Here is a 20999-nt window from a genome sequence, read left to right as displayed (position 1 = left end):
CGATCTGCTCGCCGTCGTCCTGCATCATAGCCATGATGCTACGGCTACCTGGAGCACTGCGGCCTTGGGTGAACAACTCGTTCACCCGACTGCGCAATCGAAGGCGTTCTACATCCGGTGTGCGGCGCCTGAGATGCCGAGCGTAGTAGCACGAGCGGGTCACTTCAAACACCTTGCACAGCCAATCAACCGGCTCGTGGATGCTCAACTGGTCAATCAGCGCGAACGCTCGAGATCTTCCGACATCAAGAGCGCGGTAGCCTTTTTTAAGATCGATTTTTCCCGCTCAAGGCGAGCAATTCGGGCTTCCAGCTCTTGGATTTTCTGCTGCTCCGGGGTCAGCGCTTTGCTCTGCGGGGTGACGCCCGTGCGTTCTTGCTGCACCTGGTCGACCCATCGGCGCAAAGCCGACTCGCCGACACCAAGCGAGCGGCTGGCCTCAATGAAGCTGTAATCCTGCTTGATAACGAGGTCGGCAGCCTCGCGTTTGAATTCAGGGGAAAAGGTACGGCGTTGTTTGGTCATCTGACACCTCGATTTGGCGAGCATTCTCGCCTAAATGGGTGTCCGGTTTCATTAAACCACTACAATTTCTGAATATGCAGAGGCTCAATTTATCAGTTTTATGGAAGAGCTATTTATAGCTAATTCCGAGGCCTCAGATGATGTACTAGATCCTTTGCTTGATGAATTTGAGCGTCTGACGGAGCACCCCGCAGGTGCTGATTTGATTTGTTACCCAGAGAAGGGTGCTGATGACTCGGTCGAAGGCATCACTCGTACAGTCAAAGCTTGGCGTGCAGCCAATGGCTTGCCGAGTTTCAAAGAGTCCTGAGGCTTAATGTATGGGGAATAACATCTCAGACTATACCGAAGAGCAGTTCATAAAATTTATACAGGAGATATTCAGGGAGAATGAAGCTGATTCCGATGAGAAGTTGGACATACTGCTTGAACAATTTAGAGCGCTGACGGGGCATCCAGATGGATCGGATTTGATTTACTACGCACCGTCCGATGATGTGTGTACGCCGGAGGCTATTACTCAAACGATCAAGGCTTGGCGTCAGGCCAATGGCTTGTCTGGCTTTAGATCCGCATGAAACATGGCGTTATTGGTTGTTCAGGCCGATGCGGACCGCTTGGGTAAATACATCGGCAAATACAGCCCCACATACGCATCGAACACCCGCATCCCTTCCTCAGCCATACGCGGCGTGATCAGCCCATGCTGATGCACCGAGCGCGCGTACACGCGATCACTCAGCTCCAGCGCCAACGCAAACACATCCATGTCCGCAGGCAAGCTCGGCACTTCAAAGTGCCGGTTGAATACGGCCAGCATCAAGTCACCCAACTCCAGATCATGCTGGCGGTCCGCTTGATTCACTTCGGTCAGCCCGTGCTGGGTCAGGATCAACTGGCGGGCGGCGGCGTCGTTGCTGTAGATGGTGAGCATGCGCTGTTCGACGATGTAAGACAGGTCGCGCCAGTGCTTGAGCGAATCATGCTCGATGGGCGCCTGGATTGCGGCGCGGAAGGCGGCGTGGACGTCAGCGGTCAACGCTTCCAGCAGTGCTGGCACACTGGCGAAGAAGTGATACACCGACGACGGCGGAATCTGTGCGCGCTCGGCCACGCTGTAGATCGACAAACCGGCCACGCCTTCGGCTGCCAGCAACGTGCGGGCGGCGTCGAGGATCGCGTCGATCCGGGCCTGGCTGCGGGCGCGGGGTTTGCGAGGGGCGGCGGGGCGGGTGGTCATGGAAGTCTCCTACAAGGCAGCGGGCATTGTACGCAGAGCTTGAAGGCGATCCATACCTTGTGGCGAGGGAGCTTGCTCCCGCTGGGCTGCGCAGCAGCCCTAAAGCAGGCCACCCCGCTCTGCCTGAAAGGACTCGGTGATCTTGTTGGGGCCGCTTCGCAGCCCAGCGGGAGCAAGCTCCCTCGCCACAAAAAAAGCGCCGCAGGCCATAAGGTCTGCGGCGCTCTTTTTACTGCAACCACCGCTTACACGGTATGCAGGTACCAGTTGTACTCAAGGTCGGAGATGGAGTGTTCGAACTCCTCCAGCTCACTTTCCTTACAGGCGACGAAGATATCGATGTATTTAGGATCGATGTACTTGGCCATCACCTCGCTGTCATCCAACTCGCGCAGAGCATCACGCAGGTTGTTTGGCAGGCTTTGCTCGTTCTGCTCGTAGCTGTTGCCTTCCACTGGTGCATTCGGCTCGATCTTGTTGGTCAGGCCGTGGTGCACGCCTGCCAAAACCGAAGCCATCAGCAGGTAAGGGTTGGCATCGGCGCCAGCCACGCGGTGTTCGATCCGCACGGAATCGGCTGCGCCGGTCGGTACGCGGATCGCCACGGTGCGGTTATCCAGGCCCCAGCACGGCGAGTTCGGCACGTAGAACTGTGCGCCGAAACGTCGGTAGGAGTTGACGTTAGGGCATAGGAACGCCATTTGAGCGGGTAGGGTCTCCAGCACACCGCCGATCGCGTGACGCAATGCGGCGTTCTGCTCGGGATCCTCGCTGGCAAAGATGTTCTTGCCGTCTTTATCCAGGATCGAAATATGTACGTGCAAACCGTTGCCTGCCTGGCCTGGGTAAGGCTTGGCCATGAAGGTGGTGTCCATCTCATGGTCGTAGGCGATGTTCTTGATCAGGCGCTTGAGCAATACGGCGTAGTCACACGCTTTGATCGGGTCGGCGACGTGGTGCAGGTTCACTTCGAACTGCGCCGGGGCACTTTCCTTGACGATGGCGTCGGCCGGGATGCCTTGCTCTTTGGCACCTTCCAGGATGTCCTGGAGGCAGTCGACGTATTCGTCGAGGTCGTCGATCAGGTAGACCTGTGTCGAATGCGGGCGTTTACCGGAGATCGGCGAGCGGGGCGGTTGTGGGCGGCCGTTCACGTTTTCCTGGTCGATCAGGTAGAACTCAAGCTCGAAGGCAGCGCAGATGGTCAGACCGAGGTCGTCAAATTTGCTGACAACTTGCCGGAGCACTTCGCGCGGATCGGCGAAGAACGGCTCACCTTCCAGTTCGTGCATGGTCATCAGCAGTTGCGCGGTAGGGCGCTTTTGCCACGGCTCATTGCACAGGGTGTCGGGGATTGGATAACAGATTCGGTCAGCATCACCGATGTCCAGGCCCAGGCCGGTGCTTTCCACCGTAGAGCCATTGATATCCAGAGCAAATAAAGAGGCAGGCAGGTTAATGCCCTTCTCGTAAACCTTGTGGAGGCTGGTGCGTTCGATGCGCTTGCCGCGCACCACACCATTCATATCCGCAATTAGAAGGTCTACGTACAGAACCTCAGGATGATCCTTAAGGAACGCGTTCGCTTCATTAAGCTGAACGGCACGCGGGGGTACCGACATGATGCAACACCTTTGTTGTTAAAAATATCAATCATTGATCTTTTCTGGTTTCAGTCAACCCGAACGGCATGCCGAAGTCAAGCGAGGCATTTTTTGCCCTAAAAAAGCGCCCTGAGGGCTTTTTTGAGGCTTTTTGGGGCGGCTTTTTGGGTTTGAAAGGCTTGGGACTCGCAGGCTTGAGCGGGCCGTGTTGTATTTTTTACGGGGGAGTTGTGTAAAAAAATGAACAAGGCTAAGCTCGATTCAAACCCATAACAGCAATAATACCGGGGTGCTTCATGTTTCGCCTGCCTCCACTTGGCGTCTCTGCCTGCTTCAGACAGGCTTTGTCATCATTCAATTCTTCCTGTGTAAACACCCGTAGCCCGGTCAATATTCTTGACGCCTCGGCTGACCTCGTCTTTGCCCACTCGCTTTCCTCTTGCCTGCTTCTGAGCGGCTCCCGTGCAGGGTGCTGCTCATGATTCTGCACGAGTTTGGCCTGAGGAATGCAACGCTGCAGCAAATGGCAGGTAAGCTCCTACCCTGAATGAAAAAACGACGCGGATGCTGCGTCAAACAACGCCTGGCCTTTAACGGATGCCAGGAAACCCAGCCCAGAGGCATTTATGAGTAACAACCTCGACCAGCTCACCGATTGGTTGAAAGACCACAAGATCACAGAAGTCGAATGCATGATTGGCGACCTTACGGGTATCACCCGTGGCAAGATCTCGCCAACCAACAAGTTCATCGCTGAAAAAGGCATGCGCCTGCCCGAGAGCGTTCTGTTGCAGACCGTGACTGGCGACTATGTCGAAGACGACATCTATTACGAATTGCTCGACCCGGCCGACATCGACATGATCTGCCGCCCCGATCAGAACGCGGTATTTCTGGTGCCCTGGGCCATCGAGCCCACCGCCCAGGTGATCCACGACACCTACGACAAGCAAGGCAACCCGATCGAGCTGTCGCCGCGCAACGTGCTCAAGAAAGTCCTCAAGCTTTACTCCGACAAAGGTTGGCAGCCCATCGTGGCACCGGAGATGGAGTTTTACCTGACCAAACGTTGCGAGGACCCGGACTTCCCGCTGCAGCCGCCGATTGGCCGTTCCGGTCGCCCGGAGACTGGTCGGCAATCCTTCTCTATAGAAGCCGCCAACGAATTCGACCCTTTGTTCGAAGACGTCTACGACTGGTGCGAGCTGCAGGAACTGGACCTCGACACGCTGATTCATGAAGACGGCACGGCGCAGATGGAAATCAACTTCCGTCACGGCGATGCCCTGTCTCTGGCCGACCAGATCCTGGTGTTCAAGCGCACCATGCGTGAGGCCGCACTCAAGCACAACGTGGCCGCCACCTTTATGGCCAAGCCGATGACCGGCGAGCCTGGCAGTGCGATGCACTTGCACCAGAGCATCATCGACATCGCCACCGGCAAGAACGTCTTCTCCAATGAAGACGGGAGCATGAGCCAGCTGTTCCTCAACCACATTGGCGGTCTGCAGAAATTCATTCCTGAATTGCTGCCGCTGTTTGCCCCCAACGTGAACTCGTTCCGTCGCTTCCTGCCCGATACGTCGGCGCCGGTGAACGTGGAGTGGGGCGAAGAAAACCGCACGGTCGGCCTGCGCGTACCGGATGCCGGCCCGCAGAGCCGTCGTGTGGAAAACCGCCTGCCGGGCGCCGACGCCAACCCTTACCTGGCGATTGCCGCCAGCCTGCTGTGTGGCTACATCGGCATGGTCGAAGGCCATGAGCCGAGCGCGCCTGTGGTGGGGCGTGGTTACGAACGACGCAACCTGCGCCTGCCGTTGACCATCGAGGACGCCCTTGAGCGCATGGAAAACAGCAAGACCATCGAGAAATACCTGGGTCAGAAATTCATCACAGGCTACGTCGCGGTCAAGCGGGCCGAGCATGAAAACTTCAAGCGCGTGATCAGTTCGTGGGAGCGGGAATTCCTGCTCTTTGCCGTCTGATGCGCCGGGCGCGCCCTGGAAAAGGCGCGCCCTCACCTGAAAAGTCTAGGAGATTGGTATGTCCAGCAACAACCCGCAAACCCGTGAATGGCAAGCTTTGAGCAGCGATCACCACCTGGCGCCGTTCAGCGACTTCAAGCAATTGAAAGAGAAAGGCCCACGGATCATCACCAAAGCCCACGGTGTTTACCTGTGGGACAGCGAAGGCAACAAGATCCTCGACGGCATGGCCGGCCTGTGGTGCGTGGCGATCGGTTACGGTCGCGATGAACTGGCTGACGCCGCCGCCAAGCAGATGAAAGAACTGCCGTACTACAACCTGTTCTTCCAGACCGCTCACCCACCGGTGTTGGAGCTGGCCAAGGCCATTTCCGACATCGCGCCTGCCGGCATGAACCATGTGTTCTTTACCGGTTCCGGTTCCGAAGGCAACGACACCATTTTGCGCATGGTCCGCCATTACTGGGCGATCAAAGGCCAGCCAAACAAGAAAACCATCATCAGCCGCAAGAATGGCTACCACGGCTCTACCGTAGCCGGCGCCAGCCTGGGCGGCATGACGTATATGCATGAACAGGGCGACTTGCCGATCCCGGGCATCACCCACATCGCCCAGCCGTACTGGTTTGGCGAAGGCGGCGACATGAGCCCGGAAGAATTCGGTGTGTGGGCGGCCAATCAGTTGGAAGAGAAGATCCTTGAACTGGGCGTGGACAACGTCGGTGCCTTTATTGCCGAGCCGATCCAGGGTGCCGGTGGCGTGATCGTACCGCCCGCCAGCTACTGGCCGCGCATCAAGGAAATCCTCGCCAAGTACGACATTCTGTTTGTGGCCGACGAAGTGATCTGCGGTTTCGGCCGTACCGGCGAGTGGTTCGGCAGCGATTTCTACGACCTCAAGCCGCACATGATGACCATCGCCAAGGGCCTGACCTCGGGTTACATCCCCATGGGTGGCCTGATCGTGCGCGATGACGTGGTGGAAGTACTCAACGAAGGCGGTGATTTCAACCACGGCTTCACTTACTCCGGTCACCCGGTCGCCGCTGCGGTGGCGCTGGAAAACATCCGCATCATGCGCGATGAGAAAATCGTCAGTCGCGTTCATGACGAAACGGCACCGTATTTGCAGAAACGTCTGAGGGAGCTGGCTGATCATCCGCTGGTGGGTGAAGTGCGCGGCGTGGGCATGCTCGGTGCGATTGAGCTGGTGCAGGACAAGGTCACGCGCAAACGTTACGAAGGCAAGGGCGCAGGCATGATCTGCCGCACGTTCTGCTTCGAGAATGGCCTGATCATGCGCGCCGTGGGCGACACCATGATCATTTCGCCACCGCTGGTGATCAGTAAGGCCGAAATTGACGAGCTGGTGACCAAGGCTCGCCACTGCCTGGACCTGACTTTGGCGGCATTGCAGGGCTAAGTGCTAGGCTCAGTGCGCGGCGGCTTTCGAGCGTTGCGCATCGAGCCGTTATAAATGAGGCTTTGGTTGAAAGCCGGCCTCAGAACTTGCCAGACTGTCGCCCTGTTTTGTTGCCCTGTTAGACGGGCCGCAGGACCTTGTAAGAACGTGGCCTAAAAAAGAAAAATTGGAGCATCACCAAATGAAGGCATTAGGTTTGAAGAACGCTGGCAAGACCCTCCTCGCCTTGTCCCTGATGGGCGCAATTGCGGGCGCTGCCCAGGCAGACGATAAAGTGCTGCACGTCTACAACTGGTCCGACTACATTGCACCGGACACCATCGCCAACTTTGAAAAAGAGTCGGGCATCAAAGTGGTGTACGACGTTTTTGACAGCAACGAAACCCTGGAAGCCAAGTTGCTGGCAGGCAAGTCCGGCTACGACATCGTCGTACCGTCGAACAACTTCCTCGCCAAGCAGATCAAGGCCGGTGTGTATCAGGAGCTGGACAAGTCCAAGCTGTCCAACTACGACAACCTGAACAAATCCCTGCTCAAGGCCGTGTCGGTCAGCGACCCGGGCAACAAGCACGCCTTCCCGTACATGTGGGGCTCGATCGGCATCGGCTACAACCCGGAGAAGGTCAAGGCCGCGCTGGGCGTGGACAAGATCGAGTCGTGGGACGTGCTGTTCAAGCCTGAGAACATCGCCAAGCTGAAAAGCTGCGGCGTGAGCTTCCTTGATTCGCCAACCGAAATGTTGCCGATCGCGCTGCACTACTTGGGCCTGCCGACTGACAGCCAGAAGAAAGACGACCTCAAGCAAGCCGAGGCGCTATTCCTGAAGATCCGTCCTTCGATCGGCTATTTCCACTCGTCCAAGTACATCTCGGACCTGGCCAACGGCAACATCTGCGTCGCCGTGGGTTACTCGGGTGACATCCAGCAGGCCAAGTCCCGCGCGGCTGAAGCCGGTGGCAAGGTGAAAGTGGCCTACGACATTCCTAAAGAAGGTGCCGGCAGCTTCTTCGACATGATCGCCATCCCTAAAGATGCCGAAAACGTCGACTCGGCCTACACGTTCATGAACTACCTGCTGAAGCCGCAAGTGATGGCTTCGATCACCAACAGCGTACGTTTCCCGAACGGTAACGAGAAGGCGACCGCACTGGTCGACAAGGACATCACAAGCGATCCAGGCATTTACCCGTCAGCAGAGGTGCAGGCCAAGCTCTATGCCATTGCGGACTTGCCGGCGGCAACCCAGCGTGAAATGACACGCAGCTGGACCAAGATCAAGTCCGGTAGATAAGGCGGTAAACCTGTAGGCGCGAGTTTGTGTGGGGGCGAGCAAGTCCGCTTCCACCCAAACCGCCTCCTGCAAATTAAATGACAGAAAGTTTTGCCGGATCGGTTTATCGAAGGTAAGTTGCGCGCCGGTTTTGTTGCCGGGCAACAACTTTAAGGCCCAACTATTCAAGAGGACCTCCACTTGCCAATTTCTTTATTTCGCAAAGCCTTGCTGGTGGGTGCAGGTATCACGCTGGCTGTCAGCGTGCAGGCCGCCCCGACTGTGAATATTTATAACTGGTCGGACTACATCGGCGACGACACCCTGGCCAACTTTGAAAAGGCCAGCGGCATCAAGCCCGTGTACGACGTGTTCGATTCCAATGAAACCCTGGAAGGCAAGCTGCTGGCCGGGCGTACCGGCTACGACGTGGTGGTGCCGTCCAACCACTTCCTCGGCAAGCAGATCAAGGCCGGGGCGTTCCAGAAGCTCGACAAGTCATTGCTGACGAACTACGCCAACCTTGACCCAGTGCTGCTCAAACGTCTGGAAAAAAACGACCCGGGCAATCAGTACGCCGTGCCGTACCTGTGGGGCACCAACGGCATCGGTTACAACGTCGATAAAGTGAAGGAAGTGCTGGGTGTCGACAAGATCGATTCCTGGGCCGTGCTGTTCGAGCCGGAGAACATGAAGAAGCTGGCCACGTGCGGTGTGTCGTTCATGGACTCGGCGGATGAAATGCTGCCCGCGGTGCTCAACTACATGGGCCTGGACCCCAACAGCACAAACCCGGCCGACTACAAGAAAGCCGAGGAAAAACTGCTGAAAGTGCGTCCTTACGTGACCTACTTCCATTCGTCTAAATACATCTCCGACCTGGCCAACGGCAACATCTGCGTGGCCGCAGGTTTTTCCGGTGATGTGTTCCAGGCCAAGGCCCGCGCGGCCGAGGCGGGCAAGGGCGTGAACATCGCCTACACGATTCCGAAAGAAGGCGGCAACCTGTGGTTTGACGTAATGGCGATCCCCAAGGATGCCGCCAACGTCAAGGAAGCCCACGCCTTCATCAACTATTTGCTGCAGCCTGAGGTGATCGCTCAGGTCAGTGATCACGTCGGTTACGCCAACCCTAACCCTGGGGCGGACAAGCTGATGGAGCAATCGATACGCACCGACGAAGCGGTTTACCCACCGCAGGCGGTTCTCGATCGGACATTTGTCAATTTCGAGCTACCCCCGAAAGTGCAACGTTTGATGACCCGTAGCTGGACCAGGGTCAAGACGGGCAAGTAAGGCTCAGACTATCCAAGGTTCACCCACATCGGGTGAGCTGCAAATTTTGTTGGGAGTTTCGTAAATGGCAGTTGCCTCCGGCGCCTATAAGAAAGCCCTCGAGGGCGACCAGACACCGAAAAAGGTGCTGGTCAAAATCGACCGGGTCACGAAGAAGTTCGACGAGACGATTGCCGTGGACGATGTGTCCCTGGAAATCAAGAAAGGCGAAATCTTCGCCTTGCTCGGCGGTTCGGGTTCGGGCAAGTCCACCTTGCTGCGCATGCTCGCAGGTTTCGAGCGCCCGACTGAAGGGCGCATCTACCTCGACGATGTGGACATCACCGACATGCCGCCCTACGAGCGGCCGATCAATATGATGTTCCAGTCCTACGCCTTGTTCCCACACATGACGGTGGCGCAGAACATTGCGTTCGGCCTGCAACAGGACAAGATTCCCAAGGCTGAAGTCGACGCCCGCGTGGCCGAGATGCTCAAGCTGGTGCAGATGAGCCAGTACGCCAAGCGCAAGCCGCACCAGTTGTCTGGTGGCCAGCGTCAGCGTGTGGCCCTGGCGCGGTCCCTGGCCAAGCGCCCGAAACTGCTGCTGCTCGATGAGCCGATGGGCGCCCTCGACAAAAAGCTGCGTTCGCAGATGCAGCTGGAGTTGGTGGAGATCATCGAGCGCGTGGGCGTGACCTGCGTGATGGTGACTCACGACCAGGAAGAGGCCATGACCATGGCTGAGCGCATCGCGATCATGCACCTGGGCTGGATTGCCCAGATTGGCAGCCCGATCGACATCTACGAAACGCCCACCAGCCGCCTGGTGTGCGAGTTCATCGGCAACGTCAACATCTTCGACACCCAAGTGGTGGATGACGCCGAAGGCCACGCGGTGCTCAAGTGCCCGGACCTGGACCGCGACATCTACGTGGGCTACGGCATCGCCACCGCTGTTGAAGACAAGTCGGTGACCTACGCCATCCGCCCGGAAAAACTGCTGGTCACCACCGAAATGCCGACCTGCGAGCACAACTGGTCCAGCGGCAAGGTGCACGACATTGCTTACCTGGGCGGCCACTCGGTGTTCTACGTGGAGCTGCCGAGCGGCAAGCTGGTGCAGTCCTTCGTCGCCAACGCCGAGCGCCGTGGGCAGCGTCCGACCTGGGGTGACCAGGTCTACGTCTGGTGGGAAGACGACAGCGGCGTGGTACTTCGCTCATGAATATGAAGAAGTTCAAGCGGCGCTTGGATCGCATAATCCCCAGTGGCAAGCAGGTGGTCATCGGGATTCCTTTCCTCTGGCTGTTCCTGTTTTTCGCACTGCCGTTTTTCATCGTATTGAAAATCAGCTTTGCCGAAGCCGAGGTTGCGATCCCGCCGTACACCGAGATCTACACCTACGTTGAGCAGAAGCTGGAACTGGTGCTGAACCTGGCGAACTACAGTTTGCTGGCGGGCGATGAGCTGTATATCGCCGCGTACCTGGGCTCGCTCAAGATGGCGTTTTTCAGCACGCTGTTGTGCCTGCTGATCGGCTATCCGATGGCTTATGCCATTGCTTCCGCGCGCAAAGAGATGCAGACCGTGCTGGTGCTGCTGATCATGATGCCGACCTGGACTGCGATCCTGATTCGCGTGTATGCGTGGATGGGCATTCTCAGCAACAACGGTTTGCTCAATGGCTTCCTGATGTCGATGGGGGTTATAAACGAACCGCTGCAGATCCTTAACACCAACATCGCGGTGTACATCGGCGTGGTCTATTCGTACCTGCCGTTCATGATCCTGCCGCTGTATGCCAACCTGGTGAAACATGACCAGAGCCTGCTGGAAGCCGCATCGGACTTGGGTTCGAGCACCTTCAATAGCTTCTGGAAAATCACCGTGCCGCTGTCCAAGAATGGCATCATCGCCGGCTGCATGCTCGTATTCATCCCGGTGGTGGGCGAGTTCGTGATCCCGGAACTGCTAGGCGGCCCGGAAACCCTGATGATCGGTAAAGTGTTGTGGCAAGAGTTCTTCAACAACCGTGACTGGCCGGTGGCGTCTGCCCTGGCGGTGGTGATGCTGGCGATCCTGATTGTGCCGATCATCCTGTTCAACCGCAGCCAAGCCAAAGAGTTGGAGGGCAAGATATGAAGCGCTTCAGTTTCTCGAGTTTCATGCTGGTAGTGGGGTTGTTGTTTATCTACCTGCCGATGCTGATCTTGGTGATCTACTCGTTCAACGAATCCAAGCTGGTGACGGTGTGGGGCGGTTGGTCGATCAAGTGGTACGTGGGCCTGCTCGACAACACGCAGTTGATGGGGTCGGTGGCGCGTTCCCTGGAAATCGCCTGCTACACGGCGCTGGCTGCGGTGGCGCTGGGCACGTTGGCAGCGTTTGTGCTGACGCGCATCAGCCAATTCAAGGGCCGCACGCTGTTCGGCGGCCTGGTGACCGCGCCGTTGGTGATGCCGGAAGTGATCACTGGTCTGTCGCTGTTGCTGCTGTTCGTGGCGATGGCGCAGATGATCGGTTGGCCGCAAGAGCGTGGCGTTGTCACCATCTGGATCGCGCACACCACGTTCTGCGCAGCCTATGTGGCGGTGGTGGTGTCAGCGCGCTTGCGTGAGTTGGACCTGTCGATCGAAGAAGCGGCGATGGATTTGGGGGCGCGGCCGTGGAAGGTGTTCTTCCTGATCACCATCCCGATGATTGCACCGTCGCTGGCAGCGGGCGGCATGATGTCGTTCGCGCTGTCGCTGGATGACTTGGTACTGGCCAGCTTTGTGTCGGGGCCGGGTTCGACCACCTTGCCGATGGAAGTGTTCTCGGCGGTGCGCCTTGGGGTTAAGCCCGAGATTAACGCCGTGGCGAGCTTGATTCTGTTGGCGGTGTCGTTGGTGACCTTCCTGGTGTGGTTCTTCAGCCGCCGTGCCGAAGAACACCGCAAGAAGGCTATCCAGCAAGCGATTGAAGAAGCGGCGGCGGATGGCTGGAAACAGCCGGACAAGCGCCGGGCGCCTGCACCGGTCTAACTGACGGAGCGCGGTAAAAATGTGTGAGCTGGCCTGCGGCCAGCTCCCACATTGATCGCGTTTACAGGCCGCTATCTCGCAGGCAGTAATTTAAGAATGCCGCGCGTATTCGCCGTCACTTCCTCATCGCTGAAATGCGCCTGCTCATAGCCGCCTTCGATGTAGGCTTCTGCCTGGTCGCCATAGTGCTTGTCGAGCGGCACCCCGCTTTGCCCGACCGGGTTGATGGTCAGTGCGTGAGCCGCATCGGCGAAATCGATCAGGCGGCGGGTGGAAGGCCCGTAGGTCACTGGCCACGGTGCCGGGCCGATAGGGGCCGACTGGTTGTTGGGCACTTCGTGGGTACCCGGCGCCGGGAACGGGCCGACATTCACGATCAGGTCCAATGGCTTCTGCGAGCCCAGCGGGTGGCCGTGGGTCAGGGTATGGGCCTTGCCCCACTGCCATTGGCTTGGGTCATCGCCGAAAGTGGCCTTGAGGTGCGCGAGGCTGTTGTCCCAGGCGAGCTTGACGGTGTCGGCGCGCTTGCCGTCCCACCACGGCGAATCCGGCGCGGCGGCCAGGCGTGGCAGTGCGGCGTCGATCACGCGGGTGCTGAGCAGGGTCTTGAACATGCCATCGCCGAGTTTCGGGTGGAAAGCGGCGTCGGCCAGGTTGAACAGGAACTGGTTGAACAGCGTGGCGCTGGTTGAGTCCAGCGGGTAATCACCTTTCCAGGTGGCCAGTTGCTCCACCAGTTTCAACTGCGCCGGGTCTTTGACCACCTCACTCAGCACCGGCAACAGCGGCGCCAGCAGGCGTGGGCCGAAAGCGGTGGTGGTGCCCAGTTGCAAGGCCTGGCTGTTGTCGACATCCCACTTCACGCTCTTATCGCTCAACTGCGCGTTCAACTGCTGCCCACGGTCGGCCAGGTTGTAATAACCGGGAATCTCCATGCCGGTGGGCGAGACAGGTTGCGCGTTGGCCGACACCACGTAGCCACGCGCCGGGTTTTCTTCCTGGGGGTTGGCGCTGAAGGGGTAGAAGCCCAGCTTGTCGGCCTGGGCGCTGCCGCCGTCAAGGATAAAGCCGGCATTGGTACCGGCTGGACGAATTGGCAATTGCGCCGCCGCCCACCAGCCGATATCACCCTTGGCATTCGCCCACACAATATTCAGCCCCGGCGCAGACACCTTCGACGCCGCCGCGCGCGCCTTGGCCAGGGTGTCGGCGCGGTTGAGCTGGTAGAAACCTTCGAGGATCGGGTTCTGGGTGTCGAGGAACGCCCACCACATGGCAATCGGCGTCTTGCCGGCACTCTCGCCGAGCACGTCATTGATGATCGGGCCGTGGGGTGATTGGCGCAGGGTCAGCGTGACGGCCGCTTGGCCTTTCACCGCGATCTGTTGCTCGGTGCTGGTCATGTCGACCCACTGGTCGTGGTACCAGACCTGATTGGCATTTTCCGGGTTGACCTTCTCGGCGATGAGGTCGAGGTCATCGTTCTGGAACATGGTCAGGCTCCAACCGAAATCCAGGTTGTGCCCCAGGAACGCCACCGGCACCAGTGCGTTGTGATAGCCATACAACTCAAAACCCGGCGCCGACAGCTGCGCCTCGTACCACACCGATGGCACCGAGAAGCGAATATGTGGGTCACCCGCCAGCAACGGTTTGCCGCTCTGGGTGCGGTTGCCGCTGATAGCCCAGGCGTTGCTGCCTTCGAACTGCGGCAAGCCATTGTCGGCCAAGGCCTGTTCGCTCAGGGCGGCGATGGCGCCGAGGGTTTGCCAATCGCTGGCGGCGAGGTTCAGGGCGCCCTGAGGTTGCCAGTCGAGGTCGAAGACTTTCAGGTAGTCGCTGCCCAGTTGGTCGCGTACGTAAGTCAGCAGAGGCTCGGTACGAAATGCGGCAGCAAAGCTGTAGGCCATATACCCGGCGACGCTGATGCTGTCCTCGGCGGTGAACGGCCGCTTGGGAATGCCCAGCACGTCGAACTCCATCGGGCGGGCGTGGCTGTCCTGATATTGGTTGATCCCGTCCAGGTAGGCTTGCAGGGCCTTCCAGTGCGCCGACTCATGATCCAACTGCGCCACATAAGTGGCGGCGCGGTCACGAATGCGCAGGCTGCGGAACAGCTTATCGGTTTCCAGCAGCTTGGGCCCAAGCACCTCGGCCAGCTCGCCACGGGCCAGGCGCCGCATGATCTCCATCTGGAACAAGCGGTCCTGGGCGTGGACGTAGCCCAGGGCGCGATACAGGTCGGTTTCGTTCTCGGCACGAATATGTGGCACGCCGCGGTCGTCGTAGCGCACGGTGACCGAGCCTTGCAGGTTGGCCAGCTCAACCGTGCCCTGGCGGGTCGGCTGCTTGCTGTACACGTACCAGCCGGCGCCGAGCGCCACCAGCACTACAAGAACCGCGAGAGTCCGCAAGACGCGCTTCATGAACATTCCTTACCAAGAGAGGGGTGGCGAGTTACGAGCCTTTTAGCCAGGAACAATAGCAGCCCACCGCCAGGGTGTGCGTGGCATTCACCTCGCGCCCCGCTCCAAGGGCCTTCAAGATCGGCTCAATAAAACTGTTGCCGGAATTGCACGTCAGGCCTTCGCTGTAGGGCCCGAAATACGCGAGCTTGCCGCTGCGATCCCAAATGCCCACCGCCGGGCTGGCTGGCACTTGGTCGGCGCCGGGCAGGGCGGTGAGGGTTTTCATTGTGCGCAGGTTGTCGGGCAGTTGGCCGTGGCTCCCAGGTTTTTGCAGCGCATAGAACTCGACCCCTTGGGGTGCGTAGTGCTCGATCAGTTCGCCCAGGTGTTGTTGGTTGCCGACATTGCACGGGCAGGCCGGGTCCCAGAAGTGCACCAGGCGAATCGGGCCTGGGCCGGCGAGCTCGGCCGGCAGCTTCAATGGGTCGCCGGAAAACACCGCCGTGTATTCGCTGAAGGCGCGCAGGTAGCGGCCCTGGAACCAGTCATATGCGGCCCACAGCACGCCGGTGCAGATAACCAGGATAAGGCTGGCGAACAGGGCGGTGCGGTAGGGCTGTCGCATTCAGATGTATCCTCAGAGGTCGCGTAGCTTGCCATGCTTGTCCTGACAGATGAATATCGCAGCTCGATATTCATCTCTGCCGTAAGTCTGGAACCCTTTATGCCTGTCACCTTTGACCCCGATCATCTGCGCGAAAGCTTGCGGCCCCTGGGGGATGCGCAACCGCTTTCAGCCGAGGCGCGGGTCTACCAGCGTTTCTACGGGCTGGATCTGGCCGCGCGCAAAGTGCCGGCGGTCAGCCGCCTGGGGCGTTTCGAGGTAGAGGGGTTTCAGGTGGTCGCGCAGGTGTGGTGGCCGCCTAAGCCTGTGGCGACGATGTTCATGTTCCACGGCTTTTACGACCATATGGGGTTGTATCGCCACGTGGTGGACTGGGCGCTGGACCAGGGGTTTGTGGTGATCGCCTGTGATTTGCCGGGCCATGGGTTATCCAGTGGCGAGCGCGCCAGTATCGATGATTTTGCGGTGTACCAGCAGGTGGTGCAGGCACTGTTCGCCGAGGCCCAGGCGCTACAACTGCCGCAGCCCTGGCACCTGTTCGGGCAAAGCACCGGCGGGGCGGTGGTGGTGGATCACCTGCTCAACCATGGCGCCGATAGCCCGGCCCAGGGCAAGACCTTCCTGCTGTCGCCGCTGGTGCGGCCGCGTGCCTGGGGGTGGTCGCAGGTCAGCTATTACCTGCTGAGGCCTTTCGTCAAAGGCATTGCGCGGCGCTTCAGCGAGAACACCCACGATCCCGAGTTCAAGCCGTTCCTCGAGGCTGACCCGCTACAGCCGCGGCAACTGCCTACCGCCTGGGTAGGTGCATTGGCGCGCTGGATTAAACGCATCGAGGCCGCACCGCGCAGTTCGCGGCGCCCGGTGATTGTGCAGGGCGAGGAAGATATGACCGTGGACTGGCAGCACAACTTGCAGGTGCTGCGCGGCAAGTTCGACAGGCCTGAGGTGTTGATGCTGGCGCGGGGCAGGCATCATCTGGCGAATGAGATTCCGGAGATTCGTGAGGCGTACTTCAAATACCTGACGGATAACCTGAAGTAACACGATGCAAATATGGGAGCTGGCAAGCCAGCTCCCATATTACTGGGTCAGACTTGAGGTGCTTTGGCCGACTGCCAGCCCTGCGCGAATCGCAGCCAATGCCGCCTGGTAATACGCCTTACCCTCCGACGACTCCGCAAACGTAGCGAATTCTTCCAACTCCGGGTCAGACAAATCCCGATAAACGTACAGCAGCGTGTTGTTCAGATCCTTGTCGATCTGCTGCATCAACCGCTCACGCTGGCCATTCAACATGCCCAGCGCCTGGCCGCCGCCCAACAGCCCGGGGATCATCTGGCTCAGGCTGTCGGCCGCCACGCCGGCAATCGCCAGGCTGACTTCCGCACCGGCCTCACGGGCTGGCAAGGCCTGGGCCAGGTGGCCAATGATCAGGCTGCGGGTGGCGTCGGCTTGGATTTTTGGCAGGCCCTGAGCGTTTTTCGCCAGTTGGTCGCGGCGCGTCGCCAGCAACTCGGCGGCGACAATCTTGCGGCCCAAGGACGATTTAAAAAACGCCAGGGCAGGCTTCGGGTCCGCCAGGTTCTTGCGCAATTGCACCTCGGCACGCTGGTCCATGGCCTGGGCGGCAAAGCGTTTATTGCTGTTGTCCACCAGCGCCTGGTACACCGCTGGCGGCAGGCTGTTGCGGTAGCGTTGCTGGGCCGCACTGAGGGCGTCATTGAAATGCGCACGTTGTTCGGCCCAGCCGGCGACCTTGTACAACTGGTCATGGCCGTCTGCCCAGGCGGGCAAAACGCAGAACATCAGCAAGGAAAAAAACAAACGACGCATATGGACTCCTGTCGGTCGGCCACTATTGTCCGTGTCGGGCGTAGGATTTGTCGAGAAGTCCTATCGGTCACCTGACTAAAGTGTATTCAGGCGCTCGGCGGCTCTGTCGGATTCACAGGCGTATGGATACTATGCGCGCCATGCAAATACCCCTCGATCACCCGCTGTTGCAACGCATTGTCGACGACCTGGCCGAAAAAGGCTGGTCCCGACAAGACGGCTTCCTGCTCCAGGCTCTGACCCTGGAACTGGCGGCTGAGTGCCGTAAACGTGCGGCCGAAGGTGAATTGGCCCCGGCGGCGGTCGGGCGCGGACCGGCCCAGGAGATTCGCGAAGGTATTCGCGGTGACCATATCCAGTGGCTGGAAGAGGGCGATGCAGCAGTCTGCGACACCTATATGGAATTGATGGACAGCCTGCGCCTGGCAATGAACCGTGGCCTGTTTCTCGGTCTCGAAGACTTCGAAAGCCACTTCGCGATGTACCCGCCGGGCGCGTTTTACCTCAAGCACCTGGACCGGTTCCGTGACGACGATAGGCGCATGGTCTCGGCCGTGATCTACTTGAACGACGCCTGGCTGCCCGAGCATGGTGGCCAGTTGCGCATGTACCTCAAGGACGGCGTCGAATACGATGTGGTGCCCACCGGTGGTAGCCTGGTGGTGTTCCTGTCGGGCGAGGTGCCCCACGAAGTCATGCCCGCTACGCGCGAACGCCTGTCCCTCACCGGCTGGTTTCGCCGGCGTGGCAACGAGCCGTTTTGAGCATGGAAAAGATTCTGATCAGCCGTTGTCTGCTTGGGCACAAGGTGCGCTACGACGGCGCGGCCAGCGGGCCGTTCGACCAACTGGCCGCGTGGCAAGCCGAAGGGCGAGTGGTTGCGATCTGCCCGGAAGTGTCCGGTGGATTGCCAACGCCGCGTCCACCCGCCGAAATCTCGGGCGGGCAGGGTGTAGAGGTGTGGGAAGGCCGCGCCCAGGTGCTGACTGCCGAGGGCGAAGACTTCAGCGCTGCCTTTCTCGATGGTGCCAGCCAGGCCTTGGCGCTGGTGCAGCGCCACAACATCCGCATCGCCGTGCTCAAGGCGAACAGCCCGTCTTGTGGAAACTTGCTGACATACGACGGCACCTTCAGCGGCGTGAAGGTGAGCGGCGAAGGCGTGACGGCGGCGCTGCTCAAACAGCATGGCGTGCAGGTGTTCAGTGAGTTGGAGTTGCCTGAGGCGCTAGTAGCGCTGGCGCGGTTATCGAAACCTGTGTAACTCCCACATTGACTGAGTCAAATCCGAAAATCACTGTGCCTTGGCTACCGGGGTCTCGCTTTCAAGCCACTTCTGGGCCAACGCCTTCAATCTGCCATCGGCCTTCACCCGCCCCAACGCCTTATCCAGACTCGCCTTGAACGCCGGGTTACCTTTCTGAAACGGGATGACCAGCTCAGGCTTCTCGTTGTAAGGCTCACTGAAATCGAACCGATCCTGCAGCTCGGCAGTCATAGCGATATGGTTGATTGCCACGTCGTACTTGCCGCTTTCCACACCGGGCAACAGGTCAGCATCATTGGTGGTGATAAATGACGAGCGCACGTCCATCTCTTTGGCCAGTTGCTCACCCAGTTCCACTTCGAAGCCGGTGAGTTTGTCGTCTTCCTTGAAGTTGAACGGCGGGTTGTTGGCTTCAAGGGCGATGCGCAATTCTCCACGGTCGAACACATCATCGACCAGTTCGGCGTGAGCCAAGGGGCTCAGAAGGGGAAGCAGCAGTAACAGGCCAAGCGAAAAGCGCATGGTCACTCCTAGAAATTTCAGATGTGCGAGGCGCCGTTCAGCATCGCTTTGCTAAGGTGTTGAGTGTCTTGGACAGCAATTTGTCGCGAAGTTGTCATAAACCTACAGATTTCATAGAAAAACTGGAGAAGCGAATGAAAGCCCTTTTGTCCCGTGCCACCCTGGCCTCCTTGATGCTGGGTGCGTCTATGTTGGCTACCGCCGCAGACGGTATTCCGCGCAGTGCGCCGCCTGAAGGCGCCAAAGTATTCATCGTGTCGCCAAAAGACGGCGCTACTGTCGATAAAACCTTCACCGTCAAATTCGGCATGGAAGGTTTGAAACTCGCGCCTGCCACCGACCAGACGCCAGGCACTGGCCACCACCACCTGCTAGTCGACCAAAAAGAACTGCCTGACGCCAGCATGCCCATCCCGGCCACCGACACCGTGATCCACTACGGCAAGGCCCAGACCGAAACCGAACTGACCCTCACCCCAGGCAAGCACACCTTGCAACTGGTGGCCGGCGATAAGCTGCACATGCAGTTCAACCCGACTGTAGCCTCGAAAGTCATCACGGTTAATGTGAAATAAAAAAAGGGAGCCTCTTGCGGGGCTCCCGTTTTTTTATTGCTGCAAGCGGCAAGTTAAAAGCTGCAAGTAAAAGCTCTTGGCTTGCCGCTTGAAACTTGTTGCTTGCAGCGGACCCGAACCACCGCTCTAGAAAAGCACGCGGCTACGAATGGTCCCGTTGATGTGCTGCAGCTTCTCTTGCGCCAGGTCCGAGTACTCGGCGTCGACGTCGATGACCACGTAGCCGACCTTCTCGTTGGTCTGCAGGAACTGACCGGAGATGTTGATGCCGTTTTCCGCAAAGACCTTGTTGATCTCCATCATCACGCCAGGGATGTTCTGGTGGATGTGCAGCAGACGGTGCTTGCCAGGGTGAGCCGGCAGCGCCACTTCCGGGAAGTTGACCGAGGAAACGGACGTACCGTTGTCGCTGTACTTGACCAGCTTTTCAGACACTTCCAGGCCGATGTTGGCTTGGGCTTCAGCGGTGGAACCACCGATGTGCGGGGTCAGGATCACGTTGTCCAGGCCACGCAGCGGGCTTTCGAAGATGTCGTCGTTGGAGCGCGGCTCCACCGGGAACACGTCGATGGCGGCGCCGATCAGGTGCTTGTCCTTGATCGCGTCGGCCAGGGCGTCCAGCTCGACCACGGTGCCACGCGCCGCGTTGATCAGGATGCCGCCTTTCTTGATGGCACGGATTTCCTTCTCGCCGATCATCCACTGGGTTTCAGTGGTTTCCGGAACGTGCAGGGTCACGATGTCGGACATGCCCAGCAGTTCGGTCAGGCTCGACACTTGCGTGGCGTTGCCCAATGGCAGCTTGGTCAGGGTGTCGTAAAAGAACACCTGCATGCCCAAGCCTTCCGCCAGTACCGACAGCTGAGTGCCGATCGAGCCGTAACCGACGATACCCAGCTTCTTGCCGCGGATTTCGAAGGAGTTGGCTGCGCTCTTGATCCAGCCGCCACGGTGGCAGGAAGCGTTCTTCTCAGGAATGCCGCGCAGCAGCAGGATGGCCTCGGCCAGCACCAGCTCCGCGACGGAACGGGTGTTGGAGTACGGCGCGTTGAACACCGCGATGCCGCGCTCGCGCGCTGCGTTGAGGTCGACCTGGTTGGTGCCGATGCAGAAACAACCGACAGCCACGAGCTTTTTGGCGTGTTCGAAGATCTCTTCGGTCAGCTGAGTGCGGGAGCGAATGCCGATAAAGTGCGCGTCGGCGATCTTTTCCTTTAACTGGGCTTGCGGCAGAGAGCTGGTGATGTACTCAATGCTGGTGTACCCGGCAGCTTTCAGAACGTCGACAGCCGATGGGTGGACGCCTTCCAGAAGAAGGAACTTGATCTTGCTCTTATCGAGAGAAGTCTTGCTCATCTGCGTAAACCTGTATCCCGGAGAAAAATGGCAGGGAATCGGATCGAGTAAGCTGACCCGGACGGCAG

General features: G+C 59.0%; 20 protein-coding genes and 1 pseudogene. 13 read left to right on the top strand and 8 right to left on the bottom strand.

The genetic code is table 11. The features are described 5' to 3' along the window. Positions 1–525, bottom strand: a pseudogene (locus AACY44_RS12310) (transposase); the annotation flags it as partial. Between the two features lie 64 nt (positions 526–589). Here AACY44_RS12310 and AACY44_RS12305 point away from each other — a divergent pair. Together AACY44_RS12305 and AACY44_RS12300 are read left to right on the top strand one after the other, a co-directional pair. Then, the gene (locus tag AACY44_RS12305) at positions 590–835 is read left to right on the top strand and encodes a bacteriocin immunity protein (RefSeq protein WP_339530348.1); all 246 of its coding nucleotides are present in this window, start codon (positions 590–592) and stop codon (positions 833–835) included. Positions 836–845: 10 nt separating this feature from the next. Then, a complete protein-coding gene (locus tag AACY44_RS12300; RefSeq protein WP_339530339.1) occupies positions 846–1103 on the top strand; it encodes a bacteriocin immunity protein in 258 nt (85 codons plus the stop codon). Between the two features lie 20 nt (positions 1104–1123). Here AACY44_RS12300 and AACY44_RS12295 read toward each other — a convergent pair whose 3' ends face one another. Both AACY44_RS12295 and AACY44_RS12290 read right to left on the bottom strand, forming a co-directional pair. Then, positions 1124–1765: a TetR/AcrR family transcriptional regulator gene (locus AACY44_RS12295; RefSeq protein WP_339456002.1), complete on the bottom strand. Its 642-nt coding sequence runs from the start codon at positions 1763–1765 to the stop codon at positions 1124–1126. 245 nt (positions 1766–2010) lie between these two features. Further along, the gene (locus tag AACY44_RS12290) at positions 2011–3387 is read right to left on the bottom strand and encodes a glutamine synthetase family protein (protein WP_065874419.1); all 1377 of its coding nucleotides are present in this window, start codon (positions 3385–3387) and stop codon (positions 2011–2013) included. 608 nt (positions 3388–3995) lie between these two features. Between AACY44_RS12290 and AACY44_RS12285 the strand changes: the two genes are divergently transcribed. The 7 genes from AACY44_RS12285 to AACY44_RS12255 all read left to right on the top strand — a co-directional run bounded on the left by AACY44_RS12285 (position 3996) and on the right by AACY44_RS12255 (position 12348). Next, the gene (locus AACY44_RS12285; protein ID WP_339415198.1) at positions 3996–5354 is read left to right on the top strand and encodes a glutamine synthetase family protein; all 1359 of its coding nucleotides are present in this window, start codon (positions 3996–3998) and stop codon (positions 5352–5354) included. 58 nt (positions 5355–5412) lie between these two features. Beyond that, on the top strand, positions 5413–6777 hold the full coding sequence (locus AACY44_RS12280) for an aspartate aminotransferase family protein (RefSeq protein ID WP_339530337.1): 1365 nt from the start codon (positions 5413–5415) through the stop codon (positions 6775–6777). Positions 6778–6973: 196 nt separating this feature from the next. Next, a complete protein-coding gene (locus tag AACY44_RS12275; protein WP_339415452.1) occupies positions 6974–8068 on the top strand; it encodes a polyamine ABC transporter substrate-binding protein in 1095 nt (364 codons plus the stop codon). A gap of 180 nt (positions 8069–8248) precedes the next feature. After that, a complete protein-coding gene (locus AACY44_RS12270) occupies positions 8249–9343 on the top strand; it encodes a polyamine ABC transporter substrate-binding protein (protein ID WP_339415200.1) in 1095 nt (364 codons plus the stop codon). 64 nt (positions 9344–9407) lie between these two features. Then, the gene (locus AACY44_RS12265) at positions 9408–10550 is read left to right on the top strand and encodes an ABC transporter ATP-binding protein (protein ID WP_339415201.1); all 1143 of its coding nucleotides are present in this window, start codon (positions 9408–9410) and stop codon (positions 10548–10550) included. After that, positions 10547–11467: an ABC transporter permease subunit gene (locus AACY44_RS12260; RefSeq protein WP_370467850.1), complete on the top strand. Its 921-nt coding sequence runs from the start codon at positions 10547–10549 to the stop codon at positions 11465–11467. Before AACY44_RS12265 ends, AACY44_RS12260 begins: the two co-directional genes overlap by 4 nt. Continuing rightward, positions 11464–12348 (top strand): ABC transporter permease subunit, encoded by an 885-nt coding sequence (locus AACY44_RS12255; protein ID WP_339415202.1) that lies wholly within the window; start codon positions 11464–11466, stop codon positions 12346–12348. Before AACY44_RS12260 ends, AACY44_RS12255 begins: the two co-directional genes overlap by 4 nt. Before the next feature lie 71 nt (positions 12349–12419). On the opposite strand, the gene AACY44_RS12250 is transcribed toward AACY44_RS12255, so the two are convergent. Together AACY44_RS12250 and AACY44_RS12245 are read right to left on the bottom strand one after the other, a co-directional pair. Next, complete coding sequence (locus tag AACY44_RS12250; RefSeq protein ID WP_339530335.1) at positions 12420–14774, bottom strand: penicillin acylase family protein; 2355 nt, start codon at positions 14772–14774, stop codon at positions 12420–12422. A 31-nt stretch (positions 14775–14805) separates the two neighbouring features. After that, positions 14806–15381, bottom strand: a complete 576-nt coding sequence (locus AACY44_RS12245; protein ID WP_339427629.1) for a DUF6436 domain-containing protein — start codon at positions 15379–15381, stop codon at positions 14806–14808. Positions 15382–15480: 99 nt separating this feature from the next. Here AACY44_RS12245 and AACY44_RS12240 point away from each other — a divergent pair, with 99 nt between their 5' ends. Beyond that, entirely contained in the window at positions 15481–16422 is a 942-nt protein-coding gene (locus tag AACY44_RS12240) for an alpha/beta hydrolase (protein ID WP_339415205.1), read from the top strand. Between the two features lie 39 nt (positions 16423–16461). Here AACY44_RS12240 and AACY44_RS12235 read toward each other — a convergent pair whose 3' ends face one another. Next, the gene (locus AACY44_RS12235; RefSeq protein ID WP_339415206.1) at positions 16462–17214 is read right to left on the bottom strand and encodes a hypothetical protein; all 753 of its coding nucleotides are present in this window, start codon (positions 17212–17214) and stop codon (positions 16462–16464) included. Positions 17215–17345: 131 nt separating this feature from the next. On the opposite strand from AACY44_RS12235, the gene AACY44_RS12230 reads away from it, so the two are divergent. Together AACY44_RS12230 and AACY44_RS12225 are read left to right on the top strand one after the other, a co-directional pair. Further along, on the top strand, positions 17346–17978 hold the full coding sequence (locus AACY44_RS12230) for a 2OG-Fe(II) oxygenase (protein ID WP_339415454.1): 633 nt from the start codon (positions 17346–17348) through the stop codon (positions 17976–17978). A 2-nt stretch (positions 17979–17980) separates the two neighbouring features. After that, positions 17981–18475, top strand: coding sequence for a DUF523 domain-containing protein (locus AACY44_RS12225; RefSeq protein WP_339415207.1), 495 nt, complete (start codon positions 17981–17983; stop codon positions 18473–18475). A 30-nt stretch (positions 18476–18505) separates the two neighbouring features. Here the strand turns inward: AACY44_RS12225 and AACY44_RS12220 are convergent, their stop codons facing one another. Further along, positions 18506–19000 (bottom strand): transporter substrate-binding domain-containing protein, encoded by a 495-nt coding sequence (locus AACY44_RS12220; protein WP_339415208.1) that lies wholly within the window; start codon positions 18998–19000, stop codon positions 18506–18508. Positions 19001–19134: 134 nt separating this feature from the next. Between AACY44_RS12220 and AACY44_RS12215 the strand changes: the two genes are divergently transcribed. After that, on the top strand, positions 19135–19575 hold the full coding sequence (locus tag AACY44_RS12215) for a DUF4399 domain-containing protein (protein ID WP_339415209.1): 441 nt from the start codon (positions 19135–19137) through the stop codon (positions 19573–19575). A gap of 126 nt (positions 19576–19701) precedes the next feature. Here AACY44_RS12215 and serA read toward each other — a convergent pair whose 3' ends face one another. Then, positions 19702–20931, bottom strand: coding sequence for a phosphoglycerate dehydrogenase (serA, locus tag AACY44_RS12210; RefSeq protein ID WP_339415210.1), 1230 nt, complete (start codon positions 20929–20931; stop codon positions 19702–19704). Between the last annotated feature and the right edge of the window lie 68 nt (positions 20932–20999).

Origin of the sequence: Pseudomonas sp. RA_15y_Pfl1_P11 (assembly GCF_963970975.1) — a bacterium.
Taxonomy (GTDB): Bacteria; Pseudomonadota; Gammaproteobacteria; order Pseudomonadales; family Pseudomonadaceae; genus Aquipseudomonas; species Aquipseudomonas tritici.
Note: the sequence above shows the minus strand (reverse complement) of the source record. Positions and strands in the feature narration are given on the sequence as shown.

What these genes read in the sequence shown, in the direction of transcription:
- AACY44_RS12300 (WP_339530339.1), top strand. Translation starts at nt 846, where the DNA reads ATGGGGAATAACATCTCAGACTATACCGAAGAGCAGTTCATAAAATTT.
- AACY44_RS12295 (WP_339456002.1), bottom strand. Translation starts at nt 1,765, where the DNA reads ATGACCACCCGCCCCGCCGCCCCTCGCAAACCCCGCGCCCGCAGCCAG.
- AACY44_RS12290 (WP_065874419.1), bottom strand. Translation starts at nt 3,387, where the DNA reads ATGTCGGTACCCCCGCGTGCCGTTCAGCTTAATGAAGCGAACGCGTTC.
- AACY44_RS12285 (WP_339415198.1), top strand. Translation starts at nt 3,996, where the DNA reads ATGAGTAACAACCTCGACCAGCTCACCGATTGGTTGAAAGACCACAAG.
- AACY44_RS12280 (WP_339530337.1), top strand. Translation starts at nt 5,413, where the DNA reads ATGTCCAGCAACAACCCGCAAACCCGTGAATGGCAAGCTTTGAGCAGC.
- AACY44_RS12265 (WP_339415201.1), top strand. Translation starts at nt 9,408, where the DNA reads ATGGCAGTTGCCTCCGGCGCCTATAAGAAAGCCCTCGAGGGCGACCAG.
- AACY44_RS12260 (WP_370467850.1), top strand. Translation starts at nt 10,547, where the DNA reads ATGAATATGAAGAAGTTCAAGCGGCGCTTGGATCGCATAATCCCCAGT.
- AACY44_RS12255 (WP_339415202.1), top strand. Translation starts at nt 11,464, where the DNA reads ATGAAGCGCTTCAGTTTCTCGAGTTTCATGCTGGTAGTGGGGTTGTTG.
- AACY44_RS12250 (WP_339530335.1), bottom strand. Translation starts at nt 14,774, where the DNA reads ATGAAGCGCGTCTTGCGGACTCTCGCGGTTCTTGTAGTGCTGGTGGCG.
- AACY44_RS12245 (WP_339427629.1), bottom strand. Translation starts at nt 15,381, where the DNA reads ATGCGACAGCCCTACCGCACCGCCCTGTTCGCCAGCCTTATCCTGGTT.
- AACY44_RS12240 (WP_339415205.1), top strand. Translation starts at nt 15,481, where the DNA reads ATGCCTGTCACCTTTGACCCCGATCATCTGCGCGAAAGCTTGCGGCCC.
- AACY44_RS12235 (WP_339415206.1), bottom strand. Translation starts at nt 17,214, where the DNA reads ATGCGTCGTTTGTTTTTTTCCTTGCTGATGTTCTGCGTTTTGCCCGCC.
- AACY44_RS12230 (WP_339415454.1), top strand. Translation starts at nt 17,346, where the DNA reads ATGCGCGCCATGCAAATACCCCTCGATCACCCGCTGTTGCAACGCATT.
- AACY44_RS12225 (WP_339415207.1), top strand. Translation starts at nt 17,981, where the DNA reads ATGGAAAAGATTCTGATCAGCCGTTGTCTGCTTGGGCACAAGGTGCGC.
- AACY44_RS12220 (WP_339415208.1), bottom strand. Translation starts at nt 19,000, where the DNA reads ATGCGCTTTTCGCTTGGCCTGTTACTGCTGCTTCCCCTTCTGAGCCCC.
- AACY44_RS12215 (WP_339415209.1), top strand. Translation starts at nt 19,135, where the DNA reads ATGAAAGCCCTTTTGTCCCGTGCCACCCTGGCCTCCTTGATGCTGGGT.
- serA (WP_339415210.1), bottom strand. Translation starts at nt 20,931, where the DNA reads ATGAGCAAGACTTCTCTCGATAAGAGCAAGATCAAGTTCCTTCTTCTG.